This is a genomic window from Falsiroseomonas oryziterrae (assembly GCF_021864505.1).
Lineage (GTDB): Bacteria > Pseudomonadota > Alphaproteobacteria > Acetobacterales > Acetobacteraceae > Falsiroseomonas > Falsiroseomonas oryziterrae.
Genome location: NZ_JAKJIB010000054.1, coordinates 1 through 16,952, shown reverse-complemented (window position 1 = coordinate 16,952; position 16,952 = coordinate 1). Strand labels below are relative to the sequence as shown.

Below are 16,952 nucleotides of genomic sequence, written 5' to 3'. Positions count from 1 at the left end.
AGGCGCCGAAGCCGAACTCGCGCGAGGCGAAGTAGGCCGACCCGAAGCCGCCCGCGCCGGTGTTGAGCGCGACGAGGACGCCGTCATTGCCGAAGCCGACGATGTCGTCGCGGCCATCGCCGTTCACATCCGCCATCATGCGCGGGAAGACGTCGTTGCTCGACCAACCGCCGGCCGAAGCCAGGTGGCCGAACTCGCGCGAGGCGAAGTAGGCGCCATCAAAGCCGCCCGCTGGCAAAGCCTGGAGGAGATCCCGCCCATACGCAGCTGACAGCTTAGCTTCGAACAGCGCGTCGTCGGCCATTTGAAGCAGTGCCTCTGCCCGGCCGACTAGGCCACCGCTCATTCCGCCGTCAAGCGCAGGTACAGCGCCCCAAGCTGCGTGCTCGGAAAGCAAGCGAGTGAACTCCTCGGTACCCTTTCCTCTGAGCCCTGCGGCGTCGAGCATGCGATCGGCGAGTTGGAGATTGCTGAGTCCATCCCGTTCAGCTTCAACAATCCATCGCATCGTCTCGGCTCGGGAGAGCAGGTGGCCAAACGCAAGCTGTCCAAGCTTCACGACAAGCTCCGCACCGGCCCGCGTGTAGAAGACCCCGTCGGCTAGTTGATGGTTCCACCGAATCATGTTTGTGGCGTTGGTCGCTGCGAGGTCTGCGAAGTGGCCGCTCAGCGCGTGGCCGTACGAATTGATGATTGCGGTCCAACCTTGCACGTCCCGGTCGGAAGGTGCCCAGCCTGCGACCTCAGTGAATAAGTTCACAGCGACTTGCACTCTGTTTTCCTCGACGGGAACGCCCACGCGGGCCAGGAAGGCAGGGCTCAGGCTCAGTTCGTTAGCCACGTCGACCGTGCGCAACTTGCCAGCCTCTACGGCCGCAACGTACCTGCCGAGTTCATCCGCTCCCAGCAAGGAGCCCGTGAGGCTCAGTGATACTCGCGCTAGGTGCTCGGCCGTGTTCCCGACGCTTATCGCGACGCTGCCGTCGATAAAGCGGATCTCGTCAATGCCCGTGAATGAGGTGGTGAACGCCCCGACCCGAATGAAGCCGCCGACGCCCTCCGGCTCGAGGCTACGCTCGAAGCGCAGCGTGTAGCTGGACGCGTCGCTGCGAAGCGTTGGCACGTAGATGACGTCGTGTCCGCTCCCGCCGTAGACCTGCTTACTGCTACCTCCGGCAATAAAGCGATCGGCCCCAGCGGTGCCGACTTGCAATGTGCTTCCATCGTCAAGGTGCCAAACTACTTCGCTTTGTCCAGCACTGAACGTTGCGTCGAGCCAGTCTGCCCGCGTCGGGCTATGGTCGAGCCGCTCAATCAGCTTTGCCGCGCTGCTGATGCGGGCGAGAACGTCCGAAACTGCCGCCGCGCCCGATTGGACCTGAGCTACCCACGCATTGACGATCGCCACTGGAAGTTCAGCACCGTAAGCGCGCTCAGCCGCCGCGGCGATGATCTCGCCCAGCGCGGATCCCGAGAAGCTTGCGCTAGGTAACCCATCGAGAACCACGCGCGCAGCGTCCGCGAATGACAGTTCGCCGCGGTCGATGCGCCAGCTAAGTTCGGCTGCGGCGCCGTCTCCGCTTGCGCCGGTTATGGTTAGGAGAAGGCGCTCGGCGGCCTGGAAGTACGCGTCCGGCCTCCACTGTCCGGTGCGCAGGTCCAGCGTCCCATCATAGAATCGGATGCTCTCGATCCCGTCGAAGGCGTCAATCTCGCCGTGGAGGCTAACAGTACCCTGAAACGCACCTGCCTCGGCGGGGTCGATTCTGTAGGACAGCTGGTATGTTCCCGCATCGCCGTGGCGTGCACGGACGACCAGGACATCCGAGCCAAACCCGCCACGGACGAAATCAGAGCCCGCCCCGCCGTCCAAGGTGTCGTCGCCACCAAAGCCAAAGAGGACGTCGGGCCCCTCACCAGCCATCTGCCAGTCACGATCAGAGATGCCCAAAAGCGTGTCGGCACCTGCGCCTCCGGTGCTGAAGAGTCCACCCCCATCAAGTTGCGCCCAGCGAACCGAGAGGCCCGCTTCCTGCGTCTCCGTACCGTAGATGTAGGATAGGGCCTTTACGTCCAGCGCGCTCAACTCTGAGCGCACGGTACCGTCAGGGTTGGTCGTGTGCGACATCACGGTCGTGCCGCGATGGTCGACGACACCCGGCGGAGCATTGAACCGGCCATCAAATAGGTGCTTCATGCCAAGCGCATGACCCCACTCGTGTAGCAGGAACGTGAATCCCTCGGTCCCTTTTGCGAAGTTAAGCGCATCGAAGGTCGCCTGATATTTCATGTTGATCCAGATGTCGCCTGACCATTTTGTGGGGCCTGGCGCCATAATGATTCCGAGACCGCTCGGTTGTACGAACTCTTCAAGGCGCCAGACCACCTGTGCTTTCGACGGATCGGCGACCTCGATGAGTTGAATTCCGTATGCTTTGCTGTGAACATCGGCAGCGGCGCGCACCTGTTCACGAAAGGTCTCGGACAACGGTGCCCATCGCCCGGTGGTCGTCGAGAACGCGCCGGAGATTGTGCCGCTATCCCATCCGGAGTGTGCGTTGCCGAACGAGTAGGTGACGACCGTCGGGGTGGCGAGTTTCCCACCGGTCCAGTAGGCGGCTTCCCAAGTCTGGTACAGGAGTGCCGCCACGTCGGCCGGTGCCTTTGCAGGATTGTACTGTGTCTTGCTGATGGCCGGGTCTGACGACCGCATTTCGGGCGTGATAAGCTTCTCCGAGATCTGACTGCTACATCCCATGCACGTCATGCAGCCGCCAGGCGGGCAGAAGGAGGCGAGGAATTCGTCTGTGTTCACTGCGAAGCCCCTTGCAGAAAGTCTTACGCGCGGGTGTCTTGCCGAGCGCGCAGCGTCGATGCGGGGGACAGCGCTTGCCGTCCGGAGCGGTGCGACAGTCCCTCTTACGCAGCCAATCCTTGCTTTCAGGTAACCTCACGCGCGCTTTGCCAGGGGGGATTGGCGGAATTCCTTCCGTGATATCGGGGAGCGTTGTGTGGCCGGGCGACGTCGTCGACGTGCTCGAACGTGTCGGGCGCGAGAGCCTGAACGGGAAGTTCCGGGCGGAGTGCCTGAACGCGCATTGGTTCATGAGCCTCGACGACGCGCGGGCGAAGTGCGAGGCTTGGCGTAGAGACTACAACGAAGTTCGCCCGCACAGCGGGATCGGCAACAAACCGCCGGCGAGCCTCGTAAGGTCGGTCAGCGGTACACGGCCCACGCCGACCGAATAGCGCTGGAAGACGCCCGCCAGGGCGGTCCAAGGATGGGTAGCAAGTCAGGGCTTACGCCTTGCCGTCCTTCCTTTAACGGCTCAACGCTGCATCAAACCCGGGACGGTCACTTTCAGCAGGTGGTCGATCCCGACGACAAGACGCCCGAAGAGCGGGAAGCACTCATCCAGCTCCTTCGCATGCATGCTGGAACGGTTTGCAACTAGGTCTGCCCGTTCTCACCTTCCGCCCCGCGCGCCCACCTCAGATCAACTGCCAGCGTTCATCGTCGCTTCCGTCGCGGCGCATCCATCGCCGGGGCGGGGGGGGCTCACCTCCTTTACCGCCCGCTCGCCAGATGCGGCGCCGCCGCGTCCGTGATCCGCCGCGCGAGGTCCGCCGAGACATGGGCGCCGGGGGCGCCCCTCGGGCCGTGCGGGTAGCGCAGCGCCAGCACGCCGAACCGCCGCCGCACGACTTCAACCCATAGCGTCACCGGCCCGAGCGCCACTTTGACCAGCGCGGCTTCCTTGCGCCGGTTGGGGATCAGCGCGTCCACAACCTCAATCCGCACATCGTCAGAGAGCCGCTTCGCCATTGCGGTCCCGTCGGGTTGCGCGCGCGCGCGGGTGCGCGCGTAATTTCGTGCGGGCTTTGGCGTTGGCGTCATCGGGCTTGGTCCGAGCCGTTGGCCGCGTGCCAAAGCCCGTCGAGCCAGCGGATTTCTTCGTCGGTCAGGGTCAGCTTCCGCGCGCCGAGCAGCCGGGCGCGGAGCAGTTCAAGTCGCGCGCGGTCGGCCACGGGGATGCCGGGACGCCAGGCGAGGAATGCCATCTGTTTTCGCGCGGTGCGGGGCGCGAGCGTCGCGAAGGTGAAGGCGGGCGTGGCCTGCCGCTTCGTCTCGGCCGTGACCAGCGCGGCGAGCGCGTGCCAGTCCATCCCGGCGGCTTCCAGGATGCGCCCGACAGCGCGGGCAGCGGCCAGGGCTTCGCCATCCTCGGGACTGCCGAGCAGCGGCAGGGTCTTCCCCAGCCGGCGGGCAAGGGCGGGCGTCATGGAGTCGCCTCCCAGCGCCGCGCGCCGCATGTCGCAGATGTCTCTCGCGCGCGTGGGGGCGTTTTCGGTGAGGCGTCGAGACTGAGAGAGAAAAAGGGGGCTTGAAGCCTTACCGTTTCGACGCGCGCGAGAGACATTTGCGACATGCGGATCATGCTGCGCGCTCCGCGAGGGCGGACAGGATCGCGTCGCGGCTCCGGCGGCGGCGTTCCCGCTCCGCTGCGGCTCGCTCCGCGAAGGTCGCGTGAAGCTTCGGGTTGACGTGCCAGGTCGAAACCTGCCGCGCCGGGTTGTCCGGCGGCTCGGCGCGCAGCCATCCGACCACTTCCAGGGACTGCAACACCGCGACGAGTTCGGCCCGGTGCTCCGGCGCCCGCAGCGCGCCATAAGCCCGCTGCACGTCCCGCAGCGCCAGCCGCAGCTTCGTCCGGCATTCGTCGTTGGAGAGGATGAAGCCGGCAACCCAGCGCGCGTGTCCTGACTGCTTGGTCAGGAACAACAGCCCCTCGGCCCTCAGCAGGTGCGGGAACAACACGTCCCGCATGAAGCTGGCCGCGCGCCTCGCCGTGTCGCCTGAAAGCGTGCCCTCGAAAGGGGGCGTCTCTCCCCGCGCCTTGGCGTCCGCGATGGCGGCCAGGTGGAAGGTCAAGGCGAGGCGGGGGAAGATCCCCGACCACTTGCCAAGAGACGCCTTAAGCCGGGTTGATGTGTCCGGCATGGCCGCGTGCGCCTTGGCCAGGGCCTCGATTGCCTGCCGCTGGCGCTGCGCCTCGGCGTCTAGCTTCACCACGAAGCGGGCGCCGAACGCGCCGGGCGGCTTCATGCCGGCCAGCACCGGGAACAGCGCCCGATACCGCGCTAGCGCCGCGTCGTCGGGGCGGCGGTCCTGCCCCTCGGTTTCGCCTGCTGGCACGACGTAGAGGAACCGCTGCAACAGCCCGTCGTCAGTCGCGTCGCGGGCGATGCGCTGGATGGGCTCGGGCTGGATGCCGCCCAGCACGCATCCCGACCAGTTCGGGATGGCGAATGTCCCGCGCCCTACGCGGTCAACCGTGAACCGCCCGCCGTTGAACAGCCGGAGATACGCGCCGCGATCCGCGCTGCCGCGCCCGCCGCCCTTGTAGGCGTCGAAGCTGGCGGTCCATTCGGACAGTTCATCCTGCCGGACCAGCACCTTGCCGGCTGGCGCGCGCTGCTTGGCCTCTTCGTCGTCGCGCAGGGCTTCCGACAGCGCCTCAATCGTCGTGCCCTCGACCAGGAAGCGATCCAGGCGCGGCGCTGGCGGGTATTCCTCGGGCGGCACCTTGTCCTTTTTCAGCTTGCCGACAGCAGCCCGGTGCGTCGCCATCGCCTCGGCGTGCCGCTTGCGAGCGGCCTCTTCCAGGTCGTCAACCGGCCGGGTGCATGCCTTGAGGATCGGCGTCTTTCGGATGGACGGATCGCCGACCACCGCGCCCCACAAGCGCGGGCTTTCGGTCCATGCGTCGTCATGCACCTTGGGCTGGATTGCCCAGGCATCGCTGGCCACGCTGGCGCACGTCACCACCGCGCAGAGGGCGACGGCAGCGGGGTCAACGCCCATACGTTCCGCCGTGTCGAATACGAAGCCCGCGAGCGCGTCCGGCAGATGGTCGCGCCGGAGTTCGGGCGCCCCGGTCAGTTCGGCATCGCCGAGAAAGTCGAGAGGGTCCGGCCAATCCGCGCCGCCGTCCGGCTGCCGCTCGCCCAGCTTTGCGCGGGCAGAGGATACGGCGCGGGGGATACCGTCGAAGCGCGCTTGCCATCGGCCGGGGGAGGGCGCCCCGTCCTTTACGTCCCGCTCGCGCTCGGGAACCGCGAGCATGAGCCCGCGCAGCAGTTCAACCGCTTGGGCGTCCGGCGTGCCGCCCTTCAACAGCCGCATGGCCAATGCCGCGAGCGGCGCGTGATAGTCCTCGGCAGCCAGGATCGCCCGGATGAGCTCGCACGTCTCCCGCGCCTCTCCAGGGGCCGTAGAGCCCGCTCCGGCGCTTTGCCGCGTGTCCCCCAGCCCGACAGCTTCGGCGGCGTCCTGTAGCGTTCCTAGGGCCTCTGTGAGGTCTATCTCGCGGGGCTCGGCGAGGGCCACGATCCGGGCGAGGCGCGGCACCTGCTTCCGGTGCCACGATCCGGGCCACCGGATCGGATGCACCATCGGCGTATTCGTGGCGTCGGCTCCGACCAGCCGCGTTGCCAGGATGCGCGCGCGCTTCAATGCCGCATGGGCGCCGGGATCGCGCGTCGGCTCGGTCAGCCGCCAATGCAGATGCAGCTTCGGCTCGGCCTCGCCTGTCTCGCCGTTGACGCACTCCCCGCCGCTGGCGACCACGACGGTTGCCGGCCCAAGCAAGGTTTCGAGCCGTGCCCGTGCGGCCCTTGGGGCGGCGTCGCATTCGACCGACAACGCAAGCCCGTTGGCGAGGTCTGCCTCCTTCGCGCTGGCGTCGGTCGCAAACGTCGCAACCGGCGGGCAGAACACGACGGGATGCGCCGCGTTTGCGGCCTCCGTCGCCAGTCCGATTGCGACGGCGGTCAGTCCGTCGAGACTGTCGCCGATCCGGTGTGGCGCGATCCGGAACACCGCATTGCCTCTGTCGTGGAAGGCACGAAGGGAGGCGAAGGTGTCGGGGTCGGCGTAGCGGAACAGCGCGCCAACGAAAGAGCCGATGGCGTCGGCGTCGGCGTGAAGCTGCCCGCCGCTCATTGCAGCACCGCCCCGGTCGGCGCCGTGTTGACCGGATGCGCGGGCTCGCCCGGCCGCGTCTCGATCTGCAACGTCGGCGTGTTGGCGGCGACGCGATCCCGCACCGCTCGCCAGGCCGGCAGATGCGCCGTTGTCGTCTCGACAATCACCGCCCGGCCAGTCGCCATCGCCGAGGCAACCGCCGTCGCGTAGTGCTGCGGCTCGGCGCCCGCCCCATGCAGGATGATCGCACGCGCCCAGCGCAGGATGCGCCGCGCCTGGGGAAAGCCGTCAGGGCCAACCGGCGTCACGCCGTCGCCGCGCAGAAGGATCAGGAGCGGGCGCTGTCCCGGCTGAGTGTCCAACACGCGGAGCGGGATGCGCCCGCCGGGCTCAACCGCTGCGGCGGCAATCTCGCCGCGTTGCACGGCGGCCAGCCACACCGCTTCGTGCAACTCGCCCGCTTGATGGGCGACGCCGATTAGCCGGCTGATTTGCTCCGCCTTGCTCAGGGTAGGAATGTGCATCGTCAGGGCGTTCCCGCCGATGCCGCTTGGAGTGCTCTACGCGGGGCGCTATATTCGCCTTGCCCAAGTTGTTAGCCGCGTAGTTCCGGAAGCCGGTCGCCCTCCATGCGGCCGGCTTTCTCATTGGTGGATGGGGGAGAACCGCAGCGCGGCCAACACGCCGAGCGCCGCGAGGGCGCAGGCCAGCGGCAGATGCGCGATGAAGCCCGGCGGCTTCGGCCCGCCCATGGTCAGGAAGTCGCGCATTATGCGGCCTCCTGCATCTGCCGCGCGCCGGTCAGCAGCGCGCGGAGGCTGTCCCCATTGACCAGCGTGCGCCCGCCAACTCGGAAGAGGCGCAGCGCGCCCTCGGCGGCTCGGCGCCGCAGCGTCGCTTGCGAAAGCCCGCTGATCCGCGCGGCGTCGGGGAGTGTGTAGGTTATCGCGTTCGGCAGCGGCGCCGGCCGATCCTCCGGCCTCCGCTTACCGCGTTGCGGGTCGTAGTGCATGAGACTGTCGCCCTTGCCTGGGAGTGGTCCGGCATGCGCCGGGGCGACGTGACTACTAGCCGCGCGTGCGAGCCCGCGCGCTAGACAAGAAAGAGGGCGACGCGCGCGGGGCGCCGGCTATTTTTTGTCCAGGTTCGGCAGCCCGGCGAGCGCAGCGAGACGCGTAGGGCGCGACCGAAGCAAGCGGAGATCCGCATGTGCGCGCTGCACGTCTTTGCGGATCGCAGGGATTTTCCAATCGCGGTCCCCTGCAAGGGCGGCGGCCAGCTTCATCTTCCAATTCCGCTTTGTGATGCCAGCAGGCAAGCGCCCTTGCTGAGCAGCGGCCTCCCACCCAGAAACCAACTCCATCAGAGCAAACACGCGAGGCGCACTCTTCCCTGTGCCTCGTCTTGGGCGGCCTCGGCCCCGTCTCGGCGCCAGCGGGTCTCGGGGGGTGTGTTCCGCCTCGACCCGCTCAATCGCCGTCGCCACCTCGCGCAACAGATGCGCGGCAGCCAGCGGATTGCCCATAAATCGCGCGAGCTCCCGCGAGATCCTCCACGCTTCGTCAATCGCTTGGCTAGGCGTAGGCTGGATCTGAGAAAGGCTCGCGCGCAATGCGGCCCACTTCCGATATTCGCTTTCTGCTAGTCGCTGGTCACACATCCGCTTCGCGGCGCCTCCACAGCGCACTCCGCGTTGGTGGTCGGTGGGGGCAGCGCGTCGCGGAGAGACACGCATGAGGCTGGCCGGCCCGCCCCCACCGATAGGAATGCTACACCGCAGCCGCTGAAAGCGGTCAGCCGGCCTTGCGCCCGCGCAGGGGCACCGGCTCGGCCTTCGGCGGCGCCGACAGGCAATGCGCGGCCCAATCCGCCATGAGCGGAATGCGCCGGTCGAAGAGGTCGGAGCGCCGGTAAGCCGCCGAGACAGCGTTGCCGATCTCGTGCGCCAGCGCGCGCTCGGCGGCCTCGCGCTCGGCGGGGCGAGTGTCATCAACCCAGGTCGAGAACGTCGCCCGGAACCCGTGCGGCACCGCCGCGCGCCCGTCATTGTCGCGCCACGGCAGGGCTGCGCCCTCGGGGCGGTTCTCGTTCATCCGCCGCACCACCGCCGACAGCGCCATGTCCGACAGCGGCGTTGTCTGCGTCGCACTCGGGAAGATCAGCGCATTCCCGCGCAGCGCGGCCCGGCGGGGGAGGTCGTCTAGCGTCACGTCCTCCGCCCCGGTGGTCAGCCGGAAAGCTTGCAACAGCACGTCTAGCGCGGCGGGGCAGAGCGGGACGCGATGCGGCTGCACATCGGCGGCCTTCTTCCCCTTCATCCGCTCGCCGGGGATCGTGAGCGTCGGCACGCCGTCGAAGCTGATTTCCGACCAGCGCGCGCCGCGTATCTCGCCAGAGCGCAGCGCCGTCAGGATCGTGAGGCGCAGCGCCAGCGGGGCAAGGCCGGGCATCTCGTCCAGCGCCGCCATGAAGGCCGGCATGCGGTGCCAGGGCAGGGACGGTTGCTTGCGCCCGCCGGGGAGTGCGGGAAGGCCGGCGTGCTTGAGCATCCGCGCATCCGCCGGGTTGTCGTTGGCGCGCATCCCGTGCGCCGCCGCATAGCGCAGGACGGTCCCGATACGCCTCAGCACCTTGCGGCCCGTGGCGGGGCGAGACTGCCAAACCCCGTTGATTGCGCGCAGGACGCTGGCGCGGTCAATCTCGGCAACCGGCATGGCGCCGAGCGTCGGGAAGGCATGCACGGTCAGGGAATTGCGCCAGAGGTCGGCAGTCCGGCCGCTTTTCCAGCCGGGCGACAGCGCCTTGATGCAGGCTTCCGACACCGCCTTGAACGTGCGGGCGGCGGCTTCCTGCGCGGCGCGGGCCTCGGCGTCACGCGCGGCCTTGCGGCCGGCTTCCTCAGCGGCGCGCGCGGCGATGGGGTCCGTGCCGGCCCGAGCCCGGCGACTGGCAGCTTCGGCGGCCTCGCGCGCCTGCTTCAACGACACGGCGGGGAAGCCGCCTAGCCCCATGTCGCGGCGCTTGCCGTCCACCGTCACGCGGCAAAGCCAAATCTTCGCGCCGGTCGGCTTCACCTCCAACAGCAGTCCCTTGCCGTCCGACACACGATAAGGCCGCTCGCGCTTGGCGAGGGCTTCGATGGTCTTCACGTCGAGCGGCTTGGCGGCGGCCTTCGGCATGGCGGGGGTCCGGCCGGGCGGGGATGTGGGGACCGCCTCGGGTGGTCCCCACCATAAACCCCACATCAAGCGTGCGCTACTGTGAAACGACATGATCGGCGCTGGCGCGGAAAAGCATGGAAGAGATTGGGTTTCCCGACCGTCCGGCTTTGGCATGATCGAGCCTGATCCGATCCAATGGTGTCCCTATGGGACGCCAGCCGGCTTTCGGCGCACCCGGATAGCACGCACCGGCTGGAGCCCCTCGGCGGGCCCGATGATCCCACTCGCGAGATGCGCGGCAACCCGTCAACGGGCACGCGCCGCATCCGAGATTGACAGCCCCTGTCTGCCCCTGGCGCAGTCACGCCGTACGGACTGCCCAGTCCTGTGCGCCAGAGATCCGGGGGACGGCATGAAGGGGAGCATCGAGACGCTCCGCGCAATCATTGCGGCAGAGCCCCGCGCGACCGGAGCGGGTCCGAGCGGCGGGCCGAAGCACCGCGCCGAGCATTACGACTTCTATGTCGCGCGTGATCTCCCGAAATGGGAAGCGATGAAGACGCTCGTCGCCGACGGCGAATGCGCGAAGCTCGTCCAGTTCGCCACCGGCGCGCCGCTGACCGGCTACTGGGTGAGGGGGCCCCGCGTGAAGGGCAATGCGAAGATCCCGAAGGGAGCGGCGATCGCCGTGTTCGATTCCGGCGGCTTCTACTCCAGCGACGGCAGCATGCCACGACACGCGGCGATCTATCTCGGCCAGGATTCGAAGGGCCTGCGGGTGCTCGACCAGTGGAAGGGCCGCAATGTCTCCGCGGGTTTCGCCCGGCCGCTGCCGTTCGGCAACAGCAAGAACGGCTGGACGGTGAACGACGGCGATCACTTCTATCTCGTGCTGTCCGCGAAGTTCACCGATTGGGACTGGGCGATGGCCGGTGCGGCCGGCGCCTCGGCCGGCTTCTAGACGGAATCCTGCGACGCCATGTGCGATGCCTGCGAGGACTGGGACGCGCGGGAGCCGAGGGAACCGGCGACACCCCCCGCGCTTGCACCGATTGCCCGCGATATCGAGCGGAGCATGCCAGGCGCGCGCGTGCCGGATGCCGCCTGGCGGATCGCGCTCGGCGAAGCGAGCGGGGCGATCGCCTGGGCAGACCATCTGCGGATCCTGGCCGCGTTCCAGGCCGCGGCAGCGACAGCGCGACCGGCTGCCTTCGGCCGCCGCGGGCGTCGCACGCGACTGGCCTGCGCCACGGTAGGCTGACCACGCCGCGCTGAACCGTTTGCGGATCAGCGCGGCGTGGCGATCCGCTCCGCCATCCGTGCGCGCATGTAGGGAAAGAACGGGTTCGATGAGATGCGCAGCAGCCCGTCGAGCGACATCGTCAGCACGCCGGTCTCGCCGCGTGCCGCCAGCGCGCCAAGCGTGAAGCCTTGGCGATCCTCCGGGTCTGGCTCCAGCCCGTAGAGCCCGTCCGTCACGGGGAAGGGCAGGGCAATGTGGGAGAGGGAGAAGACCTGGCGCGGCCAGGCGAGGCCCAGGGGCTCGTCAGGCCCCGCCGCTGCGCCGGGCGGGCTGCGCCGCGCGACCGCGTCGGCAGCTTCGGGCGCCGCGTTGGTGACGATGGTCACCTGGTAGCGGCGCGGTCCCTCGGGCAGCAACCGATCGACGGCGGCGACGGCGGCCGGGCTCAGCAGCGGCCCGAGCCTTGCGTTCCGGTTCACATCGAACAGCACGAGTTCGCTGCCGTTCTCCGGCAGCCGCGCATAGAGCGCGTCCACCACCGCGCGCGTGCTGACCGTGGAATCGACGACGGACTGGAAGGTCAGCACGGGCGGCAGGGCGGAGAGCCGGTTCGCCGCGGCAAGACGCCGCGTCTGGTCCTGCAGCGCGGCGGTCAGCAGATGCGACTGGCGCGCGGCGTTGACGGGGAAGGAATTGAACTTGAACGGGTTGAACTCTGGCGCGAGGTCGAGCCACGCCGCATTGGCGAAGGCCGGGAGGAAAGCCGGCAGGCCGGCGATCCCGGCGAAACGGGCGAAGGCGGTGACGCCGATCATCGGCGAGACGAGGGTGATGGCCTCGGCCCGTGGCAGGCGCGGATCCTCGATCGCATCCATCGCATGCTTCAGCGCGAGCGCGCCGCCGTTCGAATAGCCGACGAGATGGATCGGCCGGTCCGGCCCGAGCCGCGCGCGGGCCTCGCGCATCGCCAGCCGCGTCGCGGCCAGCCAGTCACGCCAGTGCACCTCGGTCAGGCCCGCCGGCACGGTGCCGTGGCCGGGCATGCGCGGCACCACCGCGATCCAGCCGCGCTCGCGGTAGAGCTGCGCCAAGTGGCGCATGCTGAAGGGCGCATCCGTCATGCCGTGCAGCAGCACCGCGGCGCCGCGCGGCGTGCCTTCCGGCAGCAGGACGAAGGATCGGTTCCAGTCGGTGGCGAAGCGGCTCGGGTTCAGCGGGCTGTCGGCGAAGTAGCGGTTGGCCGGCACCCGGTCCGCGGCCTCGAGGCGGTCGGTGACCTTCTCGCGGACCGCGGCGAAGGCGCGCGCCTCCGCGGCCATGAACCCGGCCCAGTCGGTCGCATCGAGCGCCGCTGCGTCGAGCTCGGGCGGCACGACCAGGTGCCAGGGACGCAGCTCCGGGCCGGTCAGCGCCATGATCGCGCGCACCGCGACCACAAGCGCGATGACGGCGCCGAGGCCGAAGACAAGCCTTCGCAGCAGCGTGCCCGACATCCTGCGCAGCGACATGCGTCCCCCCCGCTGCCTGCGTCCCGAGGCTAGCCCAGGGACGTTGCATCCGCGATGGGTTCGCCGGCTATCGCCTGTGCGCCCCGTTCCGGATCGGCCCCGCTTTCCGCCGCCGGCCTCAGGCGGTGAGCTCCATCACCGGCTTGCCGGCGAGGTAGCCCTCGATGGCCTGCACCGCGCCTTCGAAATACGCGGCGTAGTTCTGGGTCGAGACGTAGCCGAGATGCGGCGTCAGCAGCGTGCCGGGACAGCCCAGCAGCGGATGGCCCGGCGGCAGCGGCTCTTCGTCGAAGACGTCCAGCCCGGCGCGAATCCGCCCCGCCTGCAGCGCCGCGACCAGTGCCGGCTGGTCCACCAGCGGGCCGCGGCTGGTGTTCACCAGGATGGCCCCCGGCTTCATGCGGGCGAGGTCCTCGGCGCCGACGATGCCGCGCGAGCGGTCGGACAGCACCAGGTGCAGCGTGACGACGTCGGCGCGCGCGAAGAGCTCCGCCTTGCTCACGAGTTCCGCGCCGCCGGCGGCTGCCTTCTCGGCGGTCAGGTTCTGGCTCCAGGCGATGACCTTCATGCCGAAGGCGGCGCCGATGCGCGCCATGCGGCTGCCGAGCTTGCCGAGGCCAACGACGCCGAGCGTCAGCCCTTCGACGGAGGTGCCGACCGTGGTCTGCCAGCCGCCGGCGCGCAGGCTCGCGACCTCCTCGGGCAGGTTGCGGAGCAGGCCGAGGATCAGCCCCCAGGCGATGTCCACGGTCGGCGCGCCGACGCTTGGCGTGCCGCAGACGGTCACGCCGCGGGCCTGCGCGGCCGCGACGTCGAAGCTGCGGTTCTTCTCGCCGGTGGTGATGAGGAGCTTGAGATTGGGCAGTCGCGCGAGCAGCGTGGCGCGAAAGGGCGTGCGCTCGCGCATCGCGAGGATCGCGTCGAAGGGAGCGAGCCGCGCCGCCAGCGCGTCCGGGTCCTTCAGCGTATCGCGGAACACCTCGACGGCGATGGAGGAGGGCAGCCGCGACCAGGGCCCCATGGACAGCGCCACGCCCTGGTAGTCGTCGAGGATCGCCAGCCGCCGCAACTCGCCCATGTCGTCCGTCCTTCTCCGCGCGCGGCGGGATTGCGGTCCGCGCGCGTCGCCGTCAAGCCGCCGGGACGACCAGCGCGGCGGCGGCGTCGCGCAGCCGCTCCGGCAGGGGCTGCGGCCTGGTCTGCGTCGCGCGGTCCACATAGACGTGCACGAAGTGCCCCTCGGCGCTCGCCGCGTGCTCCTCCTCGCGGAAGATGGCGATGCCGTAGCGGATCGAGGTGGTGCCGAGCCGCTCGATGCGCAGCCCGGCCGTCACCGTGTCCGGGAAGGCGATCGGCGCGTGATAGCGGCAGAGCGTCTCCACCACCACGCCGACTACCGGGCTGTCGGTGAGGTTGATGGCGCCGGAGCCGAGCAGGAAGCGCGCGACCACGGTGTCGAACCATGAGTAGTAGGTGACGTTGTTCACGTGCCGATAGACGTCGTTGTCCATCCAGCGCGTCGGGATCTCGAGGAAATAGCGGTACTCGGCGCGGGTCGGGCGGGTCTTGTTCATGCCAGCGCCTCCTCCACGATCGCCGCGTCCACGCAGGCCTCGAAGCCGGGCGCGCGCGTGATCGCGCCGGCGTCGAGCATCGCGGCCTGCAGATCTTCGAAGGCATCGCGCGGGAAGCGCGGCGTGCGCGACCAGATGCCGAGGTCGCGATACCGTGCGACGGCGCGCGCCAGGGTCGCGCGGTCCAGGCCGTCGAAGAAGGGCGCGACCGTCTCCGCCACCTGTTCCGGCGTCGCCGCATGCAGCCAGCGCTGCATCGCGGCGAGGCCGCGCACCATGCCGCGCATCGCCTCCCGCTTCGCCGCGAGCGCGCCGCGCGTGGCATAGAAGGCCGTGTAGCTGGTCGGCCCGCGCGCCGCCTGGGCGTGCCACACCGCGGCGCCCTGCGCCTCCAGCTGCGACGCGAAGGGCTCGAAGAGCTGCGCGACATCCAGCGCGCCGGCCATCACCGCCGCGGCATTCTCGGCCATGCCGCGCCCCGTGACTGTCCGCAGCGCCGCCGGGTCGACGCCCGCCCGGCGCAGGTCGCGCTGCAGGCACCACCAGGGCGTCGGCACCTCGCTCACCACGCCGAGGGAAAGGCCGGCGAGGTCGCGCAGCGCAAAGCCGGAGCGCGCTGCACGGCCGACGAGCAGGAAGGGATCGCCCATCACCACTGCGCCGAAGCTGACCAACGGGCTGCCGGGATTCGCCGCGTGGTCGCGGATGACGCGCATCGGCCCGCTCCAGGCGAGGTCCGCCGCGCCGGAGAGCAGATTGGCCACGGCGCGGTCAGGCTCGCCGACCGTGATGAGCTTCACCTCCACCCCGGCGGCGGCGAAGTCGCCACGCGCCAGGGCGGCGTAGAAGGGCGTGTAGAAGACGGCCCGGAAGGGCTCCTGCAGGGTGATCGGCGTCACGCGATGCTCCGGCTCTGGCGTGGCGCGGAGTTTGCACCGATAAGCGCCGCACCGGGAGAAGGGGACACCGCATGACCATCCGCCGCCGCGCGCTGCTCGCCACGCCTGCCCTGGCCCTCGCCGCGCCCGCGCTGGCGCAGGCCAGGCCGCTCCGCGTCATCGTGCCCTTCGGCGTCGGCGGCCTGACCGACGTGGTGGCGCGCATCCTGGCGGAGTTCATGTCGCCAGCGCTCGGCCGGCCCCTGGTCATCGAGAACCAGGGCGGCGCCGGCAGCACCATCGGCGCCGCCACCGCGGCCCGCGCCGCGCCGGACGGCAACACCATCATGGTGGGCAGCGTCGGCCATGCCGCGATGCGCGCGCTCTACGCCAACTTCCCCTTCGACCCGATCGAGAGCTTCGCGCCCGTCGCGTTGACGACGCGCCAGCCCTTCGTCCTGGTGGTGCATCCCTCGGTGCCCGCGACCGACGTGCCCTCCTTCCTGAACTGGCTGCGATCCAGGAACGGCGAGGCGAATTTCGGCACCGCCGGGATCGGCGCGACCAGCCACCTCTCGGCCGAGTTGCTGCGCAAGATGACCGGCGCGGGCTTCACCGTCGTGCCCTACCGGACCACGCCGCAGGGCGTGTCGGACCTCACCGCGGGGCGCATCGAGTTCATGATCGACAGCCAGACGCTGCTCGGCCCGCTGATGGCGGACAACCGCGTGCGCGGCCTCGCCGTGACCACGATGCAGCGGAGCTCCATGCTGCCGCAGCTGCCGACCTTGGACGAGGCCGGGGTGCGCGGCTACGACAGCTCGGCCTGGAACGGCATCTACGCCCCGGCGGGCACGCCGGAGGCGGCGATCCGCCCGATCTCAGCCGCGGCTGCCGCCGCCGTGCGCGACCCGGCCACGCGGGCGCGGCTGCAGGCGGCCGGCGTCGACGTCTTCGACGACAATTCGCCGCAGGCGCTGGCCGCCCATCTCCGGGTCGAGGTCGCCAAGTGGAGCGAACTGGTCCGGGCGCTCGACTTGCGGGGGAGCTGAACCGACCCCGCCGAGTCGCAACTCGCGTCCGGCCTGAGCTTTCCGGGGCAACTCGTTCTCTTTTCGAACGAAGCTTCCTCCAAGCTTCGTGTCCGGGCGGGATGCTGCTATGCCGCGGCAGGAACCCCCGACCGAGACCCCCCGCGCGATGTCCGCCGCATCGAGGCCCGCCACCCGCATCGAGCCCTTCCGCCTCCGCGGGGCGAACTTCAACCTGCTCGTCCTGCGCCTGCTCGACCACCGGCCGGAGGTCGTGGCGCCGGCGCTCGGCGACCAGTTCCGCCGCGCCCCGGGGTTCCTCCGCTTCGCGCCCATCGTGATCGGCCTCGACGACCTCCAGGTCCGCGCGGCCGAGGTCGACTTCGCCGGGCTGGTTCGCGAGCTGCGTGCGCTGGAGATCGTGCCCGTGGGCACCACCGGCGGCACGCCGGAGCTCCGCAACGCCGCCACGGGTGTCGGCCTGCCGCCGCTGCGCATGGCCGGCGGGGCGGAGAAGGACGTCGCGCTCCCGGAAGCCGGGGCGGTGCCGGAGGCGCCGGTCGCGGCCG

General features: G+C 69.6%; 13 protein-coding genes and 3 pseudogenes. 4 read left to right on the top strand and 12 right to left on the bottom strand.

Going from position 1 to position 16,952, the window contains the following annotated elements; translation table 11 throughout:
* Positions 1-2,815 (bottom strand): annotated as a pseudogene (locus L2I40_RS07190) (hypothetical protein); the annotation flags it as partial.
* 239 nt (positions 2,816-3,054) lie between these two features.
* Here L2I40_RS07190 and L2I40_RS07185 point away from each other — a divergent pair.
* Positions 3,055-3,249 (top strand): annotated as a pseudogene (locus L2I40_RS07185) (integrase core domain-containing protein); the annotation flags it as partial.
* A gap of 319 nt (positions 3,250-3,568) precedes the next feature.
* Here the strand turns inward: L2I40_RS07185 and L2I40_RS07180 are convergent.
* From L2I40_RS07180 to L2I40_RS07155, 7 genes are all read right to left on the bottom strand, one after another.
* Positions 3,569-3,898, bottom strand: coding sequence for a hypothetical protein (locus tag L2I40_RS07180; RefSeq protein ID WP_237214209.1), 330 nt, complete (start codon positions 3,896-3,898; stop codon positions 3,569-3,571).
* Positions 3,895-4,314, bottom strand: a complete 420-nt coding sequence (locus L2I40_RS07175; protein WP_237214208.1) for a hypothetical protein — start codon at positions 4,312-4,314, stop codon at positions 3,895-3,897. The genes L2I40_RS07180 and L2I40_RS07175 overlap by 4 nt, the downstream gene beginning before the upstream one ends.
* A gap of 121 nt (positions 4,315-4,435) precedes the next feature.
* Entirely contained in the window at positions 4,436-7,006 is a 2,571-nt protein-coding gene (locus L2I40_RS07170; RefSeq protein WP_237214207.1) for a DUF3987 domain-containing protein, read from the bottom strand.
* Entirely contained in the window at positions 7,003-7,512 is a 510-nt protein-coding gene (locus tag L2I40_RS07165; RefSeq protein ID WP_237214206.1) for a hypothetical protein, read from the bottom strand. The genes L2I40_RS07170 and L2I40_RS07165 overlap by 4 nt, the downstream gene beginning before the upstream one ends.
* 120 nt (positions 7,513-7,632) lie before the next feature.
* Positions 7,633-7,758, bottom strand: coding sequence for a hypothetical protein (locus L2I40_RS24455; RefSeq protein WP_272910943.1), 126 nt, complete (start codon positions 7,756-7,758; stop codon positions 7,633-7,635).
* Entirely contained in the window at positions 7,758-8,000 is a 243-nt protein-coding gene (locus tag L2I40_RS07160) for a helix-turn-helix domain-containing protein (protein WP_237214205.1), read from the bottom strand. The genes L2I40_RS24455 and L2I40_RS07160 overlap by 1 nt, the downstream gene beginning before the upstream one ends.
* A 781-nt stretch (positions 8,001-8,781) precedes the next feature.
* Entirely contained in the window at positions 8,782-10,323 is a 1,542-nt protein-coding gene (locus tag L2I40_RS07155) for a tyrosine-type recombinase/integrase (RefSeq protein ID WP_237214204.1), read from the bottom strand.
* A 379-nt stretch (positions 10,324-10,702) separates the two neighbouring features.
* Here L2I40_RS07155 and L2I40_RS07150 point away from each other — a divergent pair, with 379 nt between their 5' ends.
* A complete protein-coding gene (locus tag L2I40_RS07150) occupies positions 10,703-11,110 on the top strand; it encodes a BPSL0067 family protein (protein WP_237214203.1) in 408 nt (135 codons plus the stop codon).
* Between the two features lie 326 nt (positions 11,111-11,436).
* Here the strand turns inward: L2I40_RS07150 and L2I40_RS07145 are convergent, their stop codons facing one another.
* The 4 genes from L2I40_RS07145 to L2I40_RS07130 form a co-directional block, all read right to left on the bottom strand.
* The gene (locus L2I40_RS07145; protein WP_237214202.1) at positions 11,437-12,900 is read right to left on the bottom strand and encodes an alpha/beta hydrolase; all 1,464 of its coding nucleotides are present in this window, start codon (positions 12,898-12,900) and stop codon (positions 11,437-11,439) included.
* 118 nt (positions 12,901-13,018) lie between these two features.
* Positions 13,019-13,978 (bottom strand): D-2-hydroxyacid dehydrogenase family protein, encoded by a 960-nt coding sequence (locus L2I40_RS07140; protein ID WP_237214201.1) that lies wholly within the window; start codon positions 13,976-13,978, stop codon positions 13,019-13,021.
* A gap of 52 nt (positions 13,979-14,030) precedes the next feature.
* Complete coding sequence (locus L2I40_RS07135) at positions 14,031-14,474, bottom strand: acyl-CoA thioesterase (protein WP_237214200.1); 444 nt, start codon at positions 14,472-14,474, stop codon at positions 14,031-14,033.
* Positions 14,471-15,373 (bottom strand): ABC transporter substrate-binding protein, encoded by a 903-nt coding sequence (locus L2I40_RS07130; RefSeq protein WP_237214199.1) that lies wholly within the window; start codon positions 15,371-15,373, stop codon positions 14,471-14,473. The genes L2I40_RS07135 and L2I40_RS07130 overlap by 4 nt, the downstream gene beginning before the upstream one ends.
* A 71-nt stretch (positions 15,374-15,444) precedes the next feature.
* On the opposite strand from L2I40_RS07130, the gene L2I40_RS07125 reads away from it, so the two are divergent.
* Positions 15,445-16,404: a Bug family tripartite tricarboxylate transporter substrate binding protein gene (locus L2I40_RS07125; protein ID WP_237214198.1), complete on the top strand. Its 960-nt coding sequence runs from the start codon at positions 15,445-15,447 to the stop codon at positions 16,402-16,404.
* Positions 16,405-16,552: 148 nt separating this feature from the next.
* Positions 16,553-16,952, top strand: a pseudogene (locus L2I40_RS07120) (septum site-determining protein MinC); the annotation flags it as partial.

Excerpts from the sequence above, each read along its gene's own strand:
- L2I40_RS07160 (WP_237214205.1), bottom strand. The coding sequence starts at position 8,000 with ATGCACTACGACCCGCAACGCGGTAAGCGGAGGCCGGAGGATCGGCCG.
- L2I40_RS07145 (WP_237214202.1), bottom strand. The coding sequence starts at position 12,900 with ATGTCGCTGCGCAGGATGTCGGGCACGCTGCTGCGAAGGCTTGTCTTC.
- L2I40_RS07125 (WP_237214198.1), top strand. The coding sequence starts at position 15,445 with ATGACCATCCGCCGCCGCGCGCTGCTCGCCACGCCTGCCCTGGCCCTC.
- L2I40_RS07175 (WP_237214208.1), bottom strand. The coding sequence starts at position 4,314 with ATGCGGCGCGCGGCGCTGGGAGGCGACTCCATGACGCCCGCCCTTGCC.
- L2I40_RS24455 (WP_272910943.1), bottom strand. The coding sequence starts at position 7,758 with ATGCGCGACTTCCTGACCATGGGCGGGCCGAAGCCGCCGGGCTTCATC.
- L2I40_RS07170 (WP_237214207.1), bottom strand. The coding sequence starts at position 7,006 with ATGAGCGGCGGGCAGCTTCACGCCGACGCCGACGCCATCGGCTCTTTC.
- L2I40_RS07135 (WP_237214200.1), bottom strand. The coding sequence starts at position 14,474 with ATGAACAAGACCCGCCCGACCCGCGCCGAGTACCGCTATTTCCTCGAG.
- L2I40_RS07150 (WP_237214203.1), top strand. The coding sequence starts at position 10,703 with ATGAAGACGCTCGTCGCCGACGGCGAATGCGCGAAGCTCGTCCAGTTC.
- L2I40_RS07165 (WP_237214206.1), bottom strand. The coding sequence starts at position 7,512 with ATGCACATTCCTACCCTGAGCAAGGCGGAGCAAATCAGCCGGCTAATC.
- L2I40_RS07140 (WP_237214201.1), bottom strand. The coding sequence starts at position 13,978 with ATGGGCGAGTTGCGGCGGCTGGCGATCCTCGACGACTACCAGGGCGTG.
- L2I40_RS07155 (WP_237214204.1), bottom strand. The coding sequence starts at position 10,323 with ATGCCAAAGCCGGACGGTCGGGAAACCCAATCTCTTCCATGCTTTTCC.
- L2I40_RS07180 (WP_237214209.1), bottom strand. The coding sequence starts at position 3,898 with ATGACGCCAACGCCAAAGCCCGCACGAAATTACGCGCGCACCCGCGCG.